This window comes from Phyllobacterium sp. CCNWLW183, assembly GCF_037203775.1.
Lineage (GTDB): Bacteria > Pseudomonadota > Alphaproteobacteria > Rhizobiales > Rhizobiaceae > Phyllobacterium > Phyllobacterium ifriqiyense.
In genome coordinates this window covers 99905-118292 of record NZ_JBBCBN010000003.1, presented here as the reverse complement: position 1 = coordinate 118292, position 18388 = coordinate 99905, and the positions used below count along the sequence as shown (strand labels likewise).

Annotated in this window: 18 protein-coding genes and 1 pseudogene; 10 read left to right on the top strand and 9 right to left on the bottom strand. The window is 53.3% G+C overall.

Features of this window, described 5'->3' with window-relative positions; translation table 11 throughout:
• Positions 1-25 precede the first annotated feature (25 nt).
• The 6 genes from V9K95_RS08685 to V9K95_RS08660 form a co-directional block, all read right to left on the bottom strand.
• Positions 26-997, bottom strand: a complete 972-nt coding sequence (locus tag V9K95_RS08685) for a DUF937 domain-containing protein (protein WP_336440573.1) — start codon at positions 995-997, stop codon at positions 26-28.
• Between the two features lie 76 nt (positions 998-1073).
• Positions 1074-2012: a phosphoribosylaminoimidazolesuccinocarboxamide synthase gene (locus V9K95_RS08680; protein ID WP_336440572.1), complete on the bottom strand. Its 939-nt coding sequence runs from the start codon at positions 2010-2012 to the stop codon at positions 1074-1076.
• Between the two features lie 82 nt (positions 2013-2094).
• Positions 2095-2838, bottom strand: coding sequence for an SDR family oxidoreductase (locus V9K95_RS08675; protein ID WP_336440571.1), 744 nt, complete (start codon positions 2836-2838; stop codon positions 2095-2097).
• Positions 2839-2855: 17 nt separating this feature from the next.
• Positions 2856-4229: a glutamate--cysteine ligase gene (locus tag V9K95_RS08670; protein WP_336440570.1), complete on the bottom strand. Its 1374-nt coding sequence runs from the start codon at positions 4227-4229 to the stop codon at positions 2856-2858.
• 104 nt (positions 4230-4333) lie between these two features.
• Complete coding sequence (locus V9K95_RS08665; protein ID WP_336440569.1) at positions 4334-5068, bottom strand: 16S rRNA (uracil(1498)-N(3))-methyltransferase; 735 nt, start codon at positions 5066-5068, stop codon at positions 4334-4336.
• A gap of 15 nt (positions 5069-5083) precedes the next feature.
• Positions 5084-5521 carry an Lrp/AsnC family transcriptional regulator gene (locus V9K95_RS08660; RefSeq protein WP_336440568.1) on the bottom strand — a complete coding sequence of 146 codons (438 nt, stop codon included), beginning with the start codon at positions 5519-5521 and terminating at the stop codon, positions 5084-5086.
• Positions 5522-5654: 133 nt separating this feature from the next.
• Between V9K95_RS08660 and V9K95_RS08655 the strand changes: the two are divergent.
• A pseudogene (locus V9K95_RS08655) lies at positions 5655-6524 on the top strand (DMT family transporter); the annotation flags it as partial.
• A 33-nt stretch (positions 6525-6557) separates the two neighbouring features.
• Here the strand turns inward: V9K95_RS08655 and V9K95_RS08650 are convergent.
• Positions 6558-7163 carry a hypothetical protein gene (locus V9K95_RS08650; RefSeq protein ID WP_336440737.1) on the bottom strand — a complete coding sequence of 202 codons (606 nt, stop codon included), beginning with the start codon at positions 7161-7163 and terminating at the stop codon, positions 6558-6560.
• Between the two features lie 67 nt (positions 7164-7230).
• Here V9K95_RS08650 and V9K95_RS08645 point away from each other — a divergent pair, with 67 nt between their 5' ends.
• On the top strand, positions 7231-7932 hold the full coding sequence (locus V9K95_RS08645) for a type 1 glutamine amidotransferase (protein WP_336440566.1): 702 nt from the start codon (positions 7231-7233) through the stop codon (positions 7930-7932).
• A 175-nt stretch (positions 7933-8107) separates the two neighbouring features.
• Positions 8108-8251, top strand: a complete 144-nt coding sequence (locus tag V9K95_RS08640) for a hypothetical protein (protein WP_336440565.1) — start codon at positions 8108-8110, stop codon at positions 8249-8251.
• Between the two features lie 6 nt (positions 8252-8257).
• Here the strand turns inward: V9K95_RS08640 and V9K95_RS08635 are convergent, their stop codons facing one another.
• Positions 8258-8995, bottom strand: a complete 738-nt coding sequence (locus V9K95_RS08635; RefSeq protein ID WP_336440564.1) for a metallophosphoesterase family protein — start codon at positions 8993-8995, stop codon at positions 8258-8260.
• 159 nt (positions 8996-9154) lie between these two features.
• Here V9K95_RS08635 and V9K95_RS08630 point away from each other — a divergent pair, with 159 nt between their 5' ends.
• Genes V9K95_RS08630 through glcF form a run of 3 tightly spaced genes read left to right on the top strand, consistent with a single transcriptional unit; the run spans position 9155 to position 13198 of the window.
• Positions 9155-10651: an FAD-linked oxidase C-terminal domain-containing protein gene (locus V9K95_RS08630; RefSeq protein WP_115055233.1), complete on the top strand. Its 1497-nt coding sequence runs from the start codon at positions 9155-9157 to the stop codon at positions 10649-10651.
• A 2-nt stretch (positions 10652-10653) separates the two neighbouring features.
• Positions 10654-11865 carry a glycolate oxidase subunit GlcE gene (glcE, locus tag V9K95_RS08625; protein ID WP_336440563.1) on the top strand — a complete coding sequence of 404 codons (1212 nt, stop codon included), beginning with the start codon at positions 10654-10656 and terminating at the stop codon, positions 11863-11865.
• Position 11866: 1 nt separating this feature from the next.
• The gene (gene glcF, locus V9K95_RS08620) at positions 11867-13198 is read left to right on the top strand and encodes a glycolate oxidase subunit GlcF (RefSeq protein WP_336440562.1); all 1332 of its coding nucleotides are present in this window, start codon (positions 11867-11869) and stop codon (positions 13196-13198) included.
• Positions 13199-13269: 71 nt separating this feature from the next.
• Here the strand turns inward: glcF and V9K95_RS08615 are convergent, their stop codons facing one another.
• Positions 13270-14058, bottom strand: a complete 789-nt coding sequence (locus V9K95_RS08615) for a L,D-transpeptidase (protein WP_336440561.1) — start codon at positions 14056-14058, stop codon at positions 13270-13272.
• A 191-nt stretch (positions 14059-14249) separates the two neighbouring features.
• Here V9K95_RS08615 and V9K95_RS08610 point away from each other — a divergent pair, with 191 nt between their 5' ends.
• The 4 genes from V9K95_RS08610 (at position 14250) to hisG (ending at position 18325) form a co-directional block, all read left to right on the top strand.
• Positions 14250-14897, top strand: a complete 648-nt coding sequence (locus V9K95_RS08610; RefSeq protein ID WP_336440560.1) for a DNA-3-methyladenine glycosylase I — start codon at positions 14250-14252, stop codon at positions 14895-14897.
• Between the two features lie 87 nt (positions 14898-14984).
• The gene (gene hisS, locus V9K95_RS08605; protein ID WP_336440559.1) at positions 14985-16499 is read left to right on the top strand and encodes a histidine--tRNA ligase; all 1515 of its coding nucleotides are present in this window, start codon (positions 14985-14987) and stop codon (positions 16497-16499) included.
• A gap of 6 nt (positions 16500-16505) precedes the next feature.
• Positions 16506-17636 carry an ATP phosphoribosyltransferase regulatory subunit gene (locus tag V9K95_RS08600; RefSeq protein WP_336440558.1) on the top strand — a complete coding sequence of 377 codons (1131 nt, stop codon included), beginning with the start codon at positions 16506-16508 and terminating at the stop codon, positions 17634-17636.
• Positions 17633-18325, top strand: a complete 693-nt coding sequence (gene hisG, locus V9K95_RS08595; protein ID WP_336440557.1) for an ATP phosphoribosyltransferase — start codon at positions 17633-17635, stop codon at positions 18323-18325. The genes V9K95_RS08600 and hisG overlap by 4 nt, the downstream gene beginning before the upstream one ends.
• Positions 18326-18388: the final 63 nt, after the last annotated feature.

Below are 18388 nucleotides of genomic sequence, written 5' to 3'. Positions count from 1 at the left end.
CGGGCTTTTTCTTATCGCGCCTGACCTATTTGTGGCGGTCCATTCCCCGCATATATTGGTCGAAAATGGATTCCATGCCCTTCTGATATTGCTCGTTGGTCTTACGGCCCGTATCGAACATCTGGCCTAGGATATCTTTCAAAGGATTATCGGAAGGAGGCGCAGACGCAGTTTCCGGCTCTGGCGCGGGTTCTGGCTGCGGAGTCGATCGCTTTTGCGTCGCGCCACCAAGCATTTCTTCAAAGATTTTGCCGAAAGGATTATCGCCAAAGGGATTTTGGCCTGCGCCCGGCTGCTGTTGGTTTTGCTGTGAGGTTTTTGGAGCTGCACTGCCAGGAATTCCCCCACGCATCATTTCCTCAAAGATCTTTCCGAGCGGGTTATTACCGGTGGTACCACCTTGCCCTTGTGGTTGCTGCGTTGCGCCACCGAGCATTCCTTCGAGAATCTGCCCCCAAGGATTGGCGCTGGGTGCATTTTGTTGCGTGCTGGCAGTCTGGCCTCCGCCCCCTTGCCGCATCATCTGCTCGATCAGATCGCCGATTACATTTCCGCCGCCAAGACCGGAGGCGGCAAATTGGCCCGTAGACTTCTTATAGAGCCCGCCCATCAGCATGGAAGCGATAACGGGAAGCATCTCCTTTAGCGTCGTAGTCGCTAGGCCGGTCGTGGCAGCGGCATGGTCAGCTACAGCCCGTGACAAATCCTTGGAGCCAAACAAATGGCCCAGAATATTATTGCCGTCAGCTATACCAGACGAATTGAATGCCGCAGAAGGATCATCAAAATAATTGGCGTGCTGACCCGATGAAAGTGCCTGCACGAAAGCGCCCATGCCCATGGGATCGGCAGTGTTGCGCTGCAGCCCTTGCGAAAATGCGGGCATCAACGCTTCGATAGCGGCAAGCGTTTGCTGTTGGGAAAGATTGAATTGCCGGGAAAGCGCTTCAATATTTTTCCCCCCATCACCCTTTAGAAACATGTCCACGAGATTCATAACGCTGTCCTCCCTCACACTTGGTGTTGAGGAAGACTACCGCCGTAATAATGCGAACATCAACTGATTTGTGAGTCTAGAAAAAGCGCTTCAAGTTTTCCCTGATGCGTTGCAATGGATCTGTTGCAGCATCACCGGCTTCAAATTTACGGTCAGTGATTTTCTCATAGGCCTGAATATAGACCTTGGTTGTCGCATCAATGACGTCTTCAGGAATTTCCGGAATATCATCCTTGTATGGATCGCAACGCTCAACGACCCAATTTCGCACGAAATCCTTGTCAAAACTGACAGGGCGCTTGCCCGCTTCGTAGCTATCGGCAAACCAGTAACGGCTGGAATCGGGCGTATGGATTTCATCGGCAAGAACGATATTTCCTGCTTCATCCGTACCGAATTCATATTTGGTGTCGGCAAGGATCAGACCCCGGCTTGTCGCAATTTCCTGGCCGCGTGCAAAGAGCTTCAAAGCGTAGGATGAGATTGTCTCCCATTGTTCTTTGGTTAGCAGCTTTTGCTCGATTATATCTTCAGCAGTCAAAGGCTCGTCGTGACCGCCATCAAATGCTTTGGAAGTTGGCGTGATGATTGGCTCCGGCAGCTTTTCATTGTCCAGCATGCCGTCCGGAAGGGTGAAGCCGTACATTTCACGTCGGCCGGACTTGTATAGTGTCAGGATTGACGTGCCCGTTGTTCCGGCGAGATAGCCACGCACAATGATTTCGACCGGCAAGATAGTAAGCTTGCGGCAGAGCAAAACATTTGGGTCGGGATATTCAATAACGTGGTTGGGACAAATATCCTGCGTTTGCTCAAACTGGAAACGCGCCGTTTGCGTCAAAACCTGCCCTTTGAGCGGTATCGAGGCCAATATACGGTCAAACGCACTGATGCGATCCGTAGCGATAATGATGCGCGTGCCATCCGCAAGATCGTAATTCTCGCGAACTTTGCCTTTATAGTAATTTGGAAGCTCGGGGATAAAGGCTTCGGACAGCGCTTTGTGTTTTGCCATGGTTCGTCAATCCGCGTGAATGAGATTGCTCCGCATAACACATATAGCGCGCAACGGGAGTCCTAATTGTCGATATGAACGTTTAACGTCCACCCGTCACGTCGAGCAATGCGCCCGTGACATAGGATGATGCATCGCTTAGTAGCCAGACGATCGATTCCCCAACTTCCTCTGCGGTTCCAGCCCTGCCGAGTGGGGCTGTGGCTCCAAGCCGTTGCGCACGGTCGGGTTGCCCTCCACTGGCGTGAAGGTCGGTCTCGATCAATCCCGGACGCACTGCATTGACGCGAATATTTTCAGAGCCAGCCTCTTTTGCAAGACCAAGTGTCAGGCTGTCCATTGCGCCTTTTGATCCGGCATAATCCACATATTCGAAAGGGCCACCGATGCGGGCCGCTGCCGAAGATAAAAGCACTATGGAGCCACCATTGCCGCCGCGCGACGGTGCGAGATAGCGTATAGCCTCGCGGGCACACAAATAGGCTCCAAATACATTCACGTCGAAGACACGCCGCATGCGGTCGCTGTCCATATCCATGAGTTTGGAAGCCGGGGCTACGATACCCGCATTGACCACAACGCCATCAAGTCTGCCGAGCTGCTTGGTCTGCTCGAACATTGAAATGACATCAGCCTCAACGGCTACGTCTCCCTGAATGGCTAATGCCTTGCCGCCAGCTGCGATGACGGCCTCCACCACTTCGTCAGCAGCAGCTTTGTTGCTTGCGTAGTTTACGCCAACGGACCAGCCCTTTTGACCAGCGAGAATTGCGGCTGAACGACCAATACCGCGGCTCCCGCCCGTGATCAGAATTGTCTTTGTCATCGGGCTTTTTCCTCTGCTCAGTAGGCATATTCCAGAAATGCGGGTTCGACGGAACTGCCCCAAACTGTGTTGTACTGGGATAACATCTGTTCGGCTGATGTTGTACCACGCGCAACGACTTCTTCCAGCGAAGAGAGATAGTGCGTCTCGTCGAAACCTTCACTATTGAGCATCGCTCTGTTTCGAAGGCCAAGCTTCGAAATAGCCAGCACGTCGCGCGCTATTTCGTGGACGGAACGATTGCGTAATTTGGCCTGAAGGCCCTTGGCGGGAACCTCATCGCGCAATGCCTGAACTTCTTCGTAGCTCCAGTCACGCGTCATGGCTTCCGCTGCATTGAGAGCCTCGGCATCATAGAGCAAACCTACCCAGAACGCGGGCAGGGCGCAGATACGCCGCCATGGTCCACCATCTGCGCCGCGCATTTCGAGGAAGCGTTTCAGCCGAACCTCGGGAAAAAGCGTTGAAAGATGATTGGCCCAATCACCCATATTGGGCGTGCTATCCGGTATCGAATCCTTAAGCGCACCATTCATGAATTGCCGGAACGTCACATGGGTACAGTCGTGATATCGTCCATGGCGCATGACAAAATACATCGGGACATCCAGCGCCCATTCAACATAGTCGGCAAAGCCGAAATTTTCATTGAAGATGAAGGGCAGGACGCCCGAGCGATTATTATCGGTATCCCGCCATATCTCCGAACGCCACGAAAGCAGGCCATTTGGCTTGCCTTCCGTGAAAGGCGACATGGCGAACAGTGCGGTAGCGATGGATTGCAGTTTGACCGAAACCTGCATCTTGCGCCGCATGTCGGTTTCCGATGAGAAGTCCAGATTTACCTGGATAGTACAGGTGCGGTACATCATGTTCAGTCCATCTTTGCCAACCTTTGGCATATAATTGGACATGATATTGTACCGGGATTTGGGCATGCGCGGTGTTTCGGCAAGCGTCCATTTCGGGCTGCCGCCAAGACCAAGAAAACGAATGCCGAGGGGTTCGGCAATCTCGCGGACTTGAGCCAGGTGAGCGTTGGATTCGCGGCAAGTCTGATGGATGGAAAGAAGCGGTGCGCCGGAAAGCTCGAACTGCCCGCCCGGTTCAAGCGAAATTGCCCCTTGTCCTGTTGGCTCAACCAGGCCGATAATATTACCTTCGTCAATGATCGGTTCCCAGCCGAGTTTAGACTGCATGCCTTCCAAAATCGCGCGAATGCCGCGTGGCCCGTCATAGGGAACCGGGCTGTTATGCTCGGTGTAGAAGGGAAATTTCTCGTGTTCCGTCCCGATCCGCCAGGCAGATTCCGGCTTTGATCCTTCCGCGAGATGCGCAGCCAATTCTTCTGTATTGGCGATCCGTGTTTCGTCTGTCGTGTCCCGCGCCATGACTGGTGTTTCCATTATTGAAATATTGTTGGGCGTGATTGGCCATTTTTTGCATGAGAGCGCAAGCAAATTTCATTGATAGATCGATCAACAGAAATTGCTTCTCACCAATCTCCGATTGTCGCCTGAATCAGGGCGAGTGCAGCTACCGCCGCAGTGTCTGCCCGCAAGATGCGCTGACCAAGCGGAATTGCCGTTACAAAAGGCAAGCTGCGTAATCTCTGCCGCTCTTGATCGGAGAAGCCGCCCTCTGGTCCAATGATCACGCCAAGAGGTGTTTTAGGCAATGATTCCAACAGAGGTAGGGGATTATGTGTGTAGTGTCCCTCGTCGCAGAAGATCAACCGCCGCGCGGGGTCCCATTCATCGAGCAATCTTTCCAGTTTCAAAGGTTCGCGCACTGCAGGAATCGCCAAAACTCCACATTGTTCAGCTGCTTCAATTGCATTTGCTTCAATACGCTCAATGCCGATACGCGCCACTTGCGTGTGTTGGGTTATCACTGGTTGCAGAATGCCGGCACCCATTTCAACGGCCTTCTGCACTAGATAATCGAGCCGCCCCTGCTTCAGTGGTGCGAAACAGTAGATCAAATCAGGGATTGCGGGCTGTTCACGGGTCAATTCTACGGGCTCAAAATACAGCTTTTTCTTGCTCTCGAACCGCAAGACGGCACGCCATTCCCCGTCGCGGCCGTTGAAGATAAGAATCTCATCGCCATCCTTCATCCGCAGAACATTGACTAGATAGTTGACTGCTTCCGGTGCAGCATCAGCCTTGCTTCCCGTTCTCAAGTCCGCAGCAACAAAAAGCCGTTGCATCTTATAGTTTGCGCGCATCATTGGCTCCGGGCGTCAGGCGAGGGGTGGCAAGCGGCGTTTTACCGGCGAGGATTTGACAATTGCAGTGTTTGTTTCAGCCTTTTCGGCCAAGCGGTCAAGGATGCTGTCCAATTGCTGCATTGTTCGGAACTGTAATTTGCCGATAAAGCAATCATCACCCGTGACCTTATCGCATTCGGTAATTTCCGGTGTTTCCTGGATCAGCTTTTCCACGATGTGGATCATGCCGGGGAGCGGCCGTACCCGCACAATTGCAGTCAGATTATAGCCTAATGTCTGTGGGTCAATATCGACAGTGAAGGCGCGGATGACCTTCTTTTCTTCCAGTCGTCGCAGTCGTTCTGAAACGCTCGGCGATGATAGACCCACTTTTTGGCTGAGCTCTTTCAAAGAGATACGCGCGTCGTCAACCAGAATTTCGATAATGGTCCTGTCGAGTTCATCAAGCATGTTTTTTCCGTAAGGCTCTTAGCTAAAATAGCCTTCATTAAAAAGGTTGAACGCCAATATTGCTGTCTCAAAATCATATCAAATCTCGAAGCCGCCGCATAGTCTGTTCCTTAACAGCTAAGGAGAACAGGCAATGGAAAGAGATATCGTCAGAGGCAGTTTGGAAATGACCGCAGCAATGGTCATTTCCGGTACGATTGGCTGGTTCGTATTGATGTCAGGTCAACCTGTTTTCTCCGTGGTGTTCTGGCGCTGCGCCATAGGCGCGTTGACATTGCTGCTTATTTGCGGCGCTTTGGGTTTGCTTCGCCCTAATGTGATCTCGTTGAAAATTCTGGGATTGGCCATGATAGGCGGTGTCGCAATTGTGCTTAATTGGGTTCTGCTGTTTGCTGCCTACCCGCGCGCATCCATCGCAATCGCCACCACAGTTTATAATGTACAGCCGTTCATGCTCGTCGGTTTGGGAGCCTTAATGTTCAAGGAAAAGCTCACAGTTACAAAGCTGGCGTGGCTGGCACTCGCATTTGCGGGCATGTTGTTGATCGTGCAGGCGAAGCCAGGCGGAATCTATAGCGGATCTGACTACATGGCCGGTATTGCTTTGGCGCTCGGCGCGGCATTTCTCTATGCCATAGCAGCGATCGTCGCCAAACGGTTGAGAGGCACCCCGCCGCATTTGATAGCGCTGATCCAAGTGAGCGTCGGCATTGTGATGCTCGCGCCCCTTGCCGATTTTACTACTCTGCCACAAAGTACGGGCGAGTGGGCGAGCATCATAACCATAGGCATCGTGCATACTGGGCTGATGTATATCCTGCTCTACAGCGCTATACAGAGACTACCCACTCACATTACTGGCTCGCTATCCTTCATTTATCCGGTGGCCGCCATTCTGGTTGATTATTTTGCCTTCGGTCATGCTTTGCAGGCAAGTCAGCTACTAGGCTCAGCGATAATTCTGATTGCCGCTGCCGGAACAAGTCTGGGCTGGAGCTTTCGCAGGCCGGTGATTGTCAATGCAAAATTTGAAGTCTTATCTCGTAAGTGGTGTGAAGCCTGCTCTGAGAGCCCGAACTGTGGAAGGCGGTGTAAGCAAGGTTGCCTTGGATAATTCGATTTCAGCCGATGAATAGCCTTCCCAAGACCAGAGCAGCGTCTCCCCCTTTCTGACCAGAAAAGCATTGGCTCCGCTGGCCAGCATGGTTCCATCGGGCAGGTCGCGAACTGCGCTTTTGAGTGGGTAGTGTCTTTTGCGGCCCTTTTGATCAAGCCTCTCGCCGTGGAGTATTGCATCCATCTGTGGTGCAGATGGCAGCTCGGTTGCGTTTCCATCAGCCCAGGCCGCTTGAAACTCTTTGGCTCTTTGCCGCTGGCAGTAGAAGCAGGGGCGATGCCCCGCGCTAAGAGCGGTAGCTTCATCGAGAAAGAACAGCTCAGTCCAGCTTCGGCGCGCCATCACATCGCGCCGTACATTCTTGAACTGGCAAACGCAGATGATCCAGGCGCGCGATGACCATCGCCTTTTTAAGAGCGTTTTAGTAGCGGGGTCATGGATAATGCCGCGGTTTCCCATCAGCGAGCCGCGTTGTGTTACAGCAATAATGTCGCCAAAGGGTGTGACACGATTTTGCAGGGGCATCTTGCGGCTTCCGGTCATTGAGTCCTCATGCTATCCGGGAACATAGTCAATACACATCAGGGTCGCCATGCACGTTCTTGTCGTTCAGAATTATCACAATACCGGACTTGGACAGGTTGGCACCGCGTTAAATGAGGCCAATGCCTCGATTGACCTTCGCAGCGCCTATCTTGGCGAAGCTTTGCCGAGCAGCCATGACGATCACGACGCGATTGTCGTCCTTGGCGGTGATCAAAATGCCCTGGCTGACGAAGAATATCCCTATCTCCCGCAACTCGCTGATCTCATCAAAAAATTTGGCGATGCGGACAAGGCGGTTCTTGGCATATGTCTTGGTAGCCAATTGGTGGCGCGGGGCTATGGCGCTACCAACATTCTTGGCCGTCCAGCGGAATTTGGCTGGCAAGACGTGATCTGCACGGCTGAGGCTGCGTCGGATCCGGTGCTCTCCGCCGTCGAAGAGCGATTTCCGATCTTTCATTGGCACAGCGATACTTTTACGCTGCCGGAGCAGGCAACACATCTCGCCCTAAGCCAGATGACAACCAATCAAGCCTTCCGGATCGGTCGGGCAGTCTACGGTATCCAATTTCACTTTGAGGCTGACACGCGCCTTGTCGACGAATGGAAACACGTGTTCCATGACCAGATAGTTGAAAGTTATCCGAATTGGCTTGCTAATTATGCCGGTAACGTTGCGAAGGATGGTGCTGCTGCAGACGCAGCAGGACTCGCTCTGGCTCGTGCGTGGGTAGCGCTGATCCGATAGCGGGCATCCGGCTTTAGTTGCAGCTATGCAACATGTGTATCCTGAATCGCTTCAACGCTGCTCAAATATGTGGAACGTGTCTTCAATTCACTAGTTGGTAACGAGTGTGTCCTTTAGTGGGCACACGCACAACTGGCATCAAGCCAGAACAAAGCTAGCAACGGAAACGCCTAAGATGACCACCAAAAGTGCCGCCCTTTTGACCGCCTTTATGCTGTCAGCTATTTTGTTCATGGGCGTTGGTTTGTTTTCCGTTGATGCTGGCGGGCATCCGGTATCAAGCGATGGATACGGGATCAGCACGTCGTTTCGCCGATAGGCTCGATTATACGGTCGCTTCAAGAAACGTCTTGTTCGGCCCATCGATCATAATCGCGCTAAGCCGTCCGCTGGCATAGGCACCAGTATCCAAATTAATTCGATTTGGCCTGATTTCGACCTCGGTCGCTGGCGTATGCCCGTGGATGATGATTTTGGAATGAGGCCGTTGATCATCCAAAAATTCGGACCTGATCCAGATCAAATCTTCCTGACTCTGTCGTTCAAGCGCAATGCCGGGGCGAATACCGGCGTGGCAGAAGAAAAAATCTCCAAAGATCATTGATCGGGGTAGTCGTCTGATAAAATCCAAGTGGCTGTTCGGCACAGCGCGCTTCAATGCTTCATGACCTGATGCGACCGACAGTTCATTGTTGAAATCAATATTCACACCATAGGACAACCCCGTCTGGCGACCGCCGCAGCGAGCAAAAACACCGTAAGCGTCGCCAGTATTGAGAAAATCAACAAAACCAACTTCGTGATTGCCGGCCAGGGCAAGTATTCGATGATTTTTGCGTTGTCCATTGATCAGGAAATCGATGACGCCGCAGGAGTGAAGTCCCCGATCAACATAATCGCCAAGATGCACAACCACCCAATCAAAGGGCGGTGACTTTTCATTCTCCATGTAGATACGTCGATGCATCTCTTGCAAAAGATCAAGCCTGCCATGCACGTCGCCTATGGCATAGATGCGCAATTTATCGGGACCCCGGGCATGTTTGAAATCGACTGTTTTCATGATCCGTCATTGAAAGCTGTTTCGAAATCAAATCTTGGCACGGTTTGATGCTTTAACAAATATGAATGTCTGAATTGACCACTGGAACAGCATGACGCAGTCTAAGCGGATCATTGGGATGTTATTAGCTCTTTCCGAATACTATGACTGGGAGGAACAATGCCGGGACTTGTTATGCCAAAGGCTGACGAAGCAACCATGTCGCGTCGTGCAGCTATTGTTGCAGCCCTGCAGGCAATTGTTCCGGGCGAAGGCGTCGTTGATGCCACGAACGAAATGCGCGTATTCGAATCGGATGCGCTGACTGCTTATCACCAGTTGCCGCTTGTTGTGGTACTTCCCCAGACCGTGGCGCAGGTCTCGCTCATTCTCAAATATTGCTATGAAAACAATGTGAAGGTTGTTCCGCGCGGCTCTGGTACATCATTGTCTGGTGGAGCTTTACCCTTGGAAGATGCGGTGCTTCTGGTCATGACCCGCTTCAACCGCATTCTTGAGATTGATTACCCCAACAGAGCCGCTGTTGTGCAGCCGGGCGTCACCAACCTGGGAATAACCAAGGCCGTAGAACATGAAGGTTTTTATTATGCGCCTGATCCTTCTTCGCAAATTGCCTGTTCGATTGGAGGCAATGTTGCAGAAAATTCCGGCGGCGTTCACTGTCTGAAATACGGGCTGACAGCAAACAATGTTCTGGGTCTGGAGATGGTGCTGATAACCGGCGAAGTCATTCGGCTTGGCGGTAAGCATCTCGATAGCGAAGGCTATGACTTCTTGGGACTCATGACCGGTTCGGAGGGTTTGCTTGGGGTTGTCACTGAAGTTACTGTTCGCATTTTGCAAAAGCCAACGACAGCACGTGCGCTTATGGTAGGCTTTCCTACAAGCGAGCAGGCCGGGCAATGCGTGGCAGAAATTATTGCAGCGGGGATAATTCCAGGTGGTATGGAAATGATGGATCGGCCGGCGATCCACGCGGCCGAAGATTTCGTTCATGCGGGCTACCCTCTTGACGTTGAAGCATTGCTCATTATCGAATTGGACGGGCCGGCCGTTGAGGTTGACCACCTCATCACTATGGTTGAAGCCATCGGTCGCAAGAATGGCGCGACGACTTGCGTCATATCGCAGAGCGAAGAGGAGCGCATGGCATTTTGGGCAGGGCGCAAGGCTGCCTTCCCGGCGGTTGGTCGTATTTCGCCCGACTACCTGTGCATGGATGGCACGATCCCGCGAAAAGAGCTGCCGAAAGTCCTTGCCGGGATGCGCGAGCTTTCCGAGAAATATGGCTTGCGCGTTGCCAATGTTTTCCATGCAGGTGATGGCAATCTGCACCCGCTCATCCTTTATGACGCCAATATCCCGGACGAATTGCACAAGGCAGAAAGCTTCGGTGCGGATATATTGCGGCTTTGCGTAAAAGTTGGGGGCGTATTGACCGGCGAACATGGGGTCGGTGTTGAGAAGCGTGACCTCATGCCGGAAATGTTTAACGAAATCGATCTCAATCAACAGATCCGCGTCAAGTGCGCTTTTGATGAACGGCACTTGTTAAATCCCGGCAAAGTCTTTCCGCAGTTGCATCGTTGTGCGGAGCTTGGCCGGATGCATGTGCATCGAGGTAAGGTGCCATTTCCAGATATACCGAGATTCTGAACTTGAGCACATTCAATCCCCACTCCGAAGATGAGATTGTCGAGATCGTGCAATGGGCGCTGTCTGAACAAGCCCCGATTGAGATCATCGGTCAGGGCTCCAAGCGCGAACTCGGACGTCCTTTGCAAACGGAACACACGATCGCCTTATCAACCTATTCGGGCGTGACACTCTACGAGCCCGACGAGCTCGTGCTGGCGGCAAAGGCCGGAACACCGGTGGCTGAACTGGAAGCACTGCTTGCTGCCAGCGGTCAGGCATTTCAGTTTGAGCCAATGGATTATGGGCCATTGCTTGGTAAAGCTGCGGGGCAGGGCAGTCTTGGCGGCCTGCTTGCGACAAATCTTTGCGGCCCCCGCCGCCTTAAGGCGGGCTCAGCGCGCGATCACGTCTTGGGTGTGCGGGTTGTCTCCGGGCGAGGCGAGTTGTTCAAGTCAGGTGGCCGTGTCGTCAAAAACGTGACGGGTTATGATCTTTCGAAAGGCATGGCACATTCGTGGGGAACCTTGGGTGTTGCAACAGAAATCACATTTAAAGTTCTGCCCAAGCCCGAAGCTGAGACCACTCTGGTACTGCGCGGATTAGCCGACGATGAAGCCGCCCGGGCGATGGCGATTGCAATGGGTTCAAGCGGAGAGGTGGCTTCCGCGGCGCATCTACCCGGCAATGTCGCCAGCCGTGTGATTGGCGGTACCCTTCAAGGTGAAGCCTCGACTTTGCTTCGTCTTGAAGGTTTTGCGCCTTCCGTCGCCGATCGCGCGGAAATGCTAAAAAAAATATTGGCGTCAGCGGGTGCGGTTGACACGTTGAGCGAAGATATATCCCGAAACCTGTGGCGCGAAATCCGCGATGTCATACCATTCGCGGATGGAACGGAGCGTCCGGTCTGGCGGGTGTCGATGGCGCCGATGGAGGCTTACAAACTGGTTGCCTCTCTTCGCATGGGCGCGGCGGTCGACGCGTTTTATGACTGGCAGGGCGGCTTGATCTGGCTGCGGATGGAAGGCGATCCGGAGGCAGAGGCTGTCCGTGCGCTTGTTGCAAAGTATGGCGGAGGTCACGCAACATTGGTGCGTGCTTCAGTGGCTCTGCGTGCCGCATTGCCCGTATTCGAACCGCAACCCGCGCCTTTGGCAGCCCTGTCGAAAAGGTTGAAACAACAGTTTGACCCCAGCGGCATATTTAATCCCGGTCGCATGGTTTCAGGAGTGTAGGATGCAAACCAACTTTACTCCCGAGCAATTGCTTGATCCCGGTGTCGCAGAGTCGGAAAAGATACTGCGCAAATGTGTGCATTGCGGATTTTGTACCGCGACCTGTCCTACCTATGTCACGCTAGGCAATGAACTCGATAGCCCGCGTGGGCGCATTTACCTGATCAAGGACATGCTTGAAAATGGGAGGGCGGCGGATGAGCAGATCGTCAAGCACGTGGACAGGTGTCTGTCCTGTCTTGCCTGCATGACAACCTGTCCTTCCGGTGTAAATTATATGCACTTGGTGGACAATGCCCGGGCGCATATCGAGAAAACCTATAAACGGCCATTCATCAATCGTCTGACGCGCGCCCTGCTTGCGCTGGTTCTGCCTTATCCGTCGCGTTTCCGCCTTGCAGTGACGGCAGCCAGATTTGGCAGGCCGTTGATCCCTCTGTTCAAATCTGTTGCGGCTTTGAAGCCCATGGCTGCAATGCTGGAACTTGCACCCAAATCGCTTGCTGCAAAATCGTCCTATGCAGAAGCGGGTACGCACAAGGCGAAAACAGCAAAAAGGGGACGAGTCGCCATTTTAACCGGCTGCGCGCAGCCAGTCCTTGCCCCCGAAATTAACGAGGCAACGATCCGGCTGCTCACCCGGCTTGGCATTGAGGTAACTGTACCAAAAGGCGAGGGCTGTTGTGGCGCGCTCGTGCACCATATGGGACGCGAGGAAGCTGCCTTGGAAAATGCCCGCCGGAATGTCGATATATGGACGCGCGAGCTTGAGAATGGTGGCCTTGATGCGATCGTCATCACGGCTTCAGGCTGCGGGACGACGATCAAGGATTATGGTTATATGCTGCGACTTGACGCTGCCTATAAAGAGAAAGCCGCACGCATCTCTGCCATGGCAAAAGATGTTACCGAGTATCTGACAATGCTGGATTTACCAGAGGCTGCGTATCAAACGGGGGTCACAGTCGCCTATCACTCCGCCTGTTCCATGCAGCATGGCCAAAAAATTACCCGTCAGCCAAAGGATTTGCTGAAGGCCGCCGGTTTTATTGTCAAGGAACCCGCTGAAGGTCATCTCTGTTGCGGTTCGGCTGGCACCTATAACATCATGCAGCCCGAAATCGCCCACACGCTTCGGAACCGCAAGGTCAAGAATATAGAGGCCACCGGAGCCAGCTTGATTGCAACGGGCAATATAGGTTGCATTACCCAGATTGCGAGTGGAACCAGATTGCCGATTGTCCATACGGTAGAGTTGCTGGATTGGGCTTATGGCGGTCCGCAACCTTCATGCGTCCCGCAAGCCAAGCCTGTGCTTAACATTGCTGAATAAAGGGCAGCGACGCATTTAAAAATGCGCCGCTGCCTTTTCCGGCACCACCCCTGATGCCGGCCCCCGTAACCTTATCTGACGATAACTTTTGTACCTACATTCACCCGCTCATAAAGATCGGTGACGTCTTCGTTGCGCATGCGAATACAGCCGCTCGACACGGACTGACCGATCGTCCATGGCGCATTTGTCCCGTGAATACGGTAAAGCGTGGATCCTAGATAAAGCGCTCGGGCGCCAAGAGGATTTTCAACGCCACCCTCCATATGCGCAGGTAGAATACGGCCCTTGCGTTTCTCACGTTTGATCATCTCGGCTGGCGGGTACCAAGACGGCCATTCTGCTTTGCGACTTATCGTGTTCGTACCGGACCAGCCAAAGCCTTCTTTGCCAACGCCGACGCCATATCGCTGCGCCGTTCCACCGGCTTCGACCAGGTAGAGAAAACGTTGCGCCGTATCGATGACAATTGTTCCGGGTTGCTCAGGACCATCATAAGCTACGCTCTGCGGCAGGAACTTCGCGTCCATTTCCCGTTTTTTTGGTTTAGCGTCAGTTGATGGAGCGGTGGGGCGCTGAAACGAAACTTCGCGCACAGCAGGATTGGAGCTAAGGTTTTTACGCGCTGCTCGGCGTTCGCGTTGCTTGGCACGTGGGCTGGGCTGCTCGTCAAAGACAACATATCCGCGCGGATTAACCGGTGTGCCGACAGGCCGCTGGCGTAGTTGCATAACCCATGGAGCCGATAAGTCAGGACTCATGACCACAGGTGGGCGAGTAGCATAACGTTCGCTGGCAAATGCGCCGGAGGCGATGGTAAGGCCAATGCAGGATAGCAAAAGCAGGCTCGCAGACTTCATGGAACTCAGTCTCGTAATATAACTCTGCTGACAGGTTTTGTCAGGTTTCGGATTGAGTTTGCCAGTGGCAGTGTAGAAAAAAGTGAACGAGAATCGATAAAGCGCAATTTTGGGCGGAAACCATTTGGTATGGTTACCGAAGCGTGTTGCAAGCTGGGTTAATCGCCGGTAAAAAGTAAAGAGGACTGGTTATGACTGAAGATGTTCCCGTGAAGACCGGCCTGATAAAAGGTGATGACGGCGCTACGCGCTGTTTCTGGCCTGGTGCTTTGCCTGAATATATTCGCTACCACGACAATGAATGGGGCAGGCCGGTATCGGACGACAAGCGACTGTTTGAAAAAATATGTCTCGAAGGTTTTCAATCCGGGCTTTCATGGCTGACAATTCTGCGCAAGCGCGCGAATTTTCGCGAAGCTTTTGATGGTTTCGACTATCACAAGATCGCCCGGTATACCGATAAGGATGTCGAACGGCTGCTTGGTAATGCTGGCATTATCCGCCATCGCGGCAAGATAAATTCTGCTATCAACAATGCCAATCGCGCTATCGAACTGGTTAAAGAAACCGGCTCGCTTGCCGCCTATTTCTGGTCGTTTGAGCCGCCCGCAGACGAGCGCCCCAAGATTGTCGATTATGCAACCCTCGTTGCCAATCCCACATCACCGACGTCAACGCGTCTTTCCAAGGACTTGAAGAAGCGCGGCTGGAGTTTCGTGGGGCCAACAACAATGTATGCGCATATGCAGGCGATGGGTCTCGTGAATGATCATATCGAGGGCTGCAAATGTCGTCAGAAAATTGAAACCATCCGTGCAAGTTTCAAAAGGCCCAAATAACGTTCAATCCTTGCCCTTGGGAGCCTGATAAGCTAGAGCAAACCCGCTTCGGCAATCAGCTTCATCTCAGGATATCGGATCATCATCATGGCAACCAAGGCAGACAGGGTAAAAGCGCGGCTGCCGCGCGGTTTCGTGGACCGGACACCGGATGATTTGCGCGCCGCCGAAAAAATGATGGCGGAAATCCGCAAAGTCTACGAGCTTTATGGTTTTGAGCCAGTTGAAACGCCATTGATTGAATATACCGATGCGCTTGGAAAATTCCTTCCTGATCAGGATCGCCCGAATGAAGGCGTGTTCTCGTTTCAGGACGATGATGAGCAATGGCTTTCGCTGCGCTATGACTTGACCGCGCCGTTGGCGCGCTATGTCGCCGAAAATTACGAAAGCATCCCGAAGCCATATCGCAGCTACCGGGCTGGATGGGTATTCCGCAACGAAAAGCCAGGCCCCGGCCGCTTCCGTCAGTTCATGCAGTTCGATGCGGATACGGTGGGTGCGCCCAATGTCTCGGCCGATGCCGAGATGTGCATGATGATGGCTGACGTCATGGAGGCGCTCGGCATTCAGCGCGGCGACTACGTAATCCGCGTCAATAATCGCAAGGTTCTTGATGGAGTGCTTGAGGCGATTGGGCTCGGCGGCGATGAGAATGCCGGCAGACGCCTGACTGTGCTGCGCGCCATCGACAAGCTTGATAAGTTCGGTGTCGAGGGCGTTCGTGAGTTACTCGGAAAAGGCCGCAAAGACGAAAGCGGCGATTTCACCAAAGGTGCAAACCTGGATGAGGCCGCTATCAAGCAGGTTCTTGATTTCACTGCGGCAGGCGCTGCGACGGGCAGTGCTACTATTGCCAATCTGGAAAAAGTTGTCACCGGCAATGATAAAGGCGCAGAGGGCGTCGCTGAACTGGGTACAATAGAAGCGCTTTGTTCTGCCGCTGGTTATGATGGCCGCGTCAAGATTGATCCATCCGTCGTGCGGGGTCTTGAATATTATACCGGCCCCGTTTTCGAAGCGGAGCTTCTTGCTGAAATTCCAAACGAAGATGGCCAGATTGTCCGTTTCGGCTCGGTGGGAGGCGGCGGACGCTATGATGGACTTGTTTCGCGTTTTCGCTCTGAACCCGTGCCGGCAACAGGTATTTCTATCGGTGTTTCCCGCCTGATGACCGCGCTCAAAAATCTCGGAAAGCTCGATATGTCCGACAATATCGGACCCGTTGTCGTAATGGTCATGGACCGCGATACGGAAAGCCTTGGCCGCTACCAGAAAATGGTATCCGATCTGCGGCAGGCCGGGATCCGTGCCGAAATGTATCTTGGTGGCTCAGGCATGAAGCCGCAGATGAAATATGCGGACCGTCGCGGCGCTCCCTGCGTCATCATTCAGGGTTCGCAGGAACGTGATCTTGGCGAGGTGCAGATCAAGGATTTGATCGAAGGTGCACGTTTATCGGCCGAAATCGAAGATAATATTACCTGGCGGGAAAGCCGCCCTGCACAGATCACGGCAAAGGAAGGCGATATTATCGCGGAGGTGCGTAAGATTCTCGATGCGCAGGCCCAAGATCGCGTCAACGCAGCAAAGGCCTCGTAAGCTCGAATGGTTGCTTCCCGTGCTCCTTTATTTAGCGATAGACTTGCCGCGTTGATCGCGAGCAGGGAAGCGGAACTTGTCGATATTCCTGTCATCCAGCCTGCGGACCAGTTTCTGGATATGGCTGGTGAAGATTTGCGCCGAAGGATTTTCCTCACGGAGAATGAAACAGGCCAAAGCCTGTGTCTGCGCCCTGAATTTACAATCCCGGTCTGTCGCAATCATATCGAACTCAATGCTGCGACGCCAAAACGGTATGCTTATCTAGGCGAGGTATTCCGCCAGCGGCGCGATGGTGGCAATGAGTTCTTCCAAGCGGGTATTGAAGATTTGGGCGATGCCAATCGCGCCCGAGCCGATGCACGCTCTCTAGCGGACGCTCTGGCTTCCATAAGGCTCGTTGCCCCCGATGCCCAGCTGGAAACCTTGCTTGGAGACCAAGCGATCTTTGAAGCGGTTCTGGCAGCTCTCGGCCTGCCACGCGGCTGGCAAAAAAAGCTTGTCCGGGCTTTCGGCAATCCTGATCAGCTCAAGGGCTTGTTGAAGGATTTGTCATCCGACAGACAAAATGGCGATCTGCCCGTCCATCTTGCAGCGCTGGTTGCCAAAGGTGACGAGGCCGCGCTCGCCGCCGAATTGGAAAAGGATATGGAGTCGGCTGGCCTGTCTCCAGGAGCCGGTCGTACACCTGTTGAAATTGCTCGCCGTCTCATCGATAAAGTGGCCCTTGCTTCCGTGCGCCTGCAGCCCAAGGCGATTTCGGCACTTCAGGACTTTCTGGCGATCCGCATTCCTTTGCAATCAGCAGCGGGGCATCTGTTGCGATATGCGCGGGCAAATGAATTCGATTTGGGTCCAGCTTTGGAACAATTCGAGGCGCGTTCTGTATCGATCGTGGAAGCGGGTATCGGAGATGAAACCATCATCTACGACGCTTCGTTTGGGCGTCCGCTCGATTATTATACGGGTCTGGTCTACGAAACCCGTGCAGTGAGCAATGTCGAACTTGGTGCTATCGTTGGCGGCGGCCGTTATGATCGGCTGCTGACGATGCTTGGTGCTGTCGGTTCGATCCCGGGTGTGGGCTTTTCCATCTGGCTTGACCGTCTCGAGCAGATAGCTGGAGATGCAAAATGACCATCACATTAGCACTTCCATCAAAGGGGCGGCTTAAGGAGCAGGCTCTTGAAGTACTCAGGAAAGCCGGTTTGGAAGTCCTCCTTCCGAGTGATCAGCGTAACTACAGGGCGCAGGTAGCGGGCGAGGGCCAAATTGACATTCTTTTCCTTTCTGCTTCCGAGATTGCCCGTGAACTGGGATATGGCAGCGTCGATCTTGGTGTAACCGGCGAAGACCTCATTCGTGAAACCCTGTCTTCCGCCGATGATCGGGTGCAAATCGAGGCACGGCTTGGCTTTGGCCATGCGGATGTGATCGTCGCTGTGCCAGAGGTTTGGTACGACGTATCTACCATGGCGGACCTTGATGACGTTGCTGCCGATTTCCGTCAGCGCCACGGTCGTCGTTTGCGTATTGCAACAAAATATTGGCGGTTAACCCAGCAATTTTTCTCACAGATGCACGGTATCCAGGTTTATCGCATCGTTGAGAGCCTTGGCGCAACCGAAGGTGCTCCTGCCTCCGGGTCGGCAGATATCATCGTCGATATTACATCGACAGGGTCTACGCTGCGTGCCAATCAGCTCAAAATTCTGGAAGATGGCGTCATCCTGAAGTCGCAGGCATGTTTGATTTCTTCGCGTGCGGCAGCAGACGCCAAGGCTGTATCAGAACTATCGCAGCGCATAACGGCAGCGCTCGGTTAGCTGTAGATCCATCAACTCTCTGTGATCCGTCCGGTTGAACGTAACCTTTTGGGTTCTTCCTTC

Bases quoted from the DNA above. Each gene is read 5' to 3' on its own strand.
- V9K95_RS08665 (WP_336440569.1), bottom strand. From the start codon at position 5,068: ATGCGCGCAAACTATAAGATGCAACGGCTTTTTGTTGCTGCGGACTTG.
- V9K95_RS08600 (WP_336440558.1), top strand. From the start codon at position 16,506: ATGGTTGCTTCCCGTGCTCCTTTATTTAGCGATAGACTTGCCGCGTTG.
- V9K95_RS08630 (WP_115055233.1), top strand. From the start codon at position 9,155: ATGCCGGGACTTGTTATGCCAAAGGCTGACGAAGCAACCATGTCGCGT.
- hisG (WP_336440557.1), top strand. From the start codon at position 17,633: ATGACCATCACATTAGCACTTCCATCAAAGGGGCGGCTTAAGGAGCAG.
- V9K95_RS08680 (WP_336440572.1), bottom strand. From the start codon at position 2,012: ATGGCAAAACACAAAGCGCTGTCCGAAGCCTTTATCCCCGAGCTTCCA.
- hisS (WP_336440559.1), top strand. From the start codon at position 14,985: ATGGCAACCAAGGCAGACAGGGTAAAAGCGCGGCTGCCGCGCGGTTTC.
- V9K95_RS08610 (WP_336440560.1), top strand. From the start codon at position 14,250: ATGACTGAAGATGTTCCCGTGAAGACCGGCCTGATAAAAGGTGATGAC.
- V9K95_RS08640 (WP_336440565.1), top strand. From the start codon at position 8,108: ATGACCACCAAAAGTGCCGCCCTTTTGACCGCCTTTATGCTGTCAGCT.
- V9K95_RS08660 (WP_336440568.1), bottom strand. From the start codon at position 5,521: ATGCTTGATGAACTCGACAGGACCATTATCGAAATTCTGGTTGACGAC.
- V9K95_RS08685 (WP_336440573.1), bottom strand. From the start codon at position 997: ATGAATCTCGTGGACATGTTTCTAAAGGGTGATGGGGGGAAAAATATT.
- V9K95_RS08615 (WP_336440561.1), bottom strand. From the start codon at position 14,058: ATGAAGTCTGCGAGCCTGCTTTTGCTATCCTGCATTGGCCTTACCATC.
- glcF (WP_336440562.1), top strand. From the start codon at position 11,867: ATGCAAACCAACTTTACTCCCGAGCAATTGCTTGATCCCGGTGTCGCA.
- V9K95_RS08675 (WP_336440571.1), bottom strand. From the start codon at position 2,838: ATGACAAAGACAATTCTGATCACGGGCGGGAGCCGCGGTATTGGTCGT.
- V9K95_RS08650 (WP_336440737.1), bottom strand. From the start codon at position 7,163: ATGCCCCTGCAAAATCGTGTCACACCCTTTGGCGACATTATTGCTGTA.
- V9K95_RS08670 (WP_336440570.1), bottom strand. From the start codon at position 4,229: ATGGCGCGGGACACGACAGACGAAACACGGATCGCCAATACAGAAGAA.
- V9K95_RS08635 (WP_336440564.1), bottom strand. From the start codon at position 8,995: ATGAAAACAGTCGATTTCAAACATGCCCGGGGTCCCGATAAATTGCGC.
- V9K95_RS08645 (WP_336440566.1), top strand. From the start codon at position 7,231: ATGCACGTTCTTGTCGTTCAGAATTATCACAATACCGGACTTGGACAG.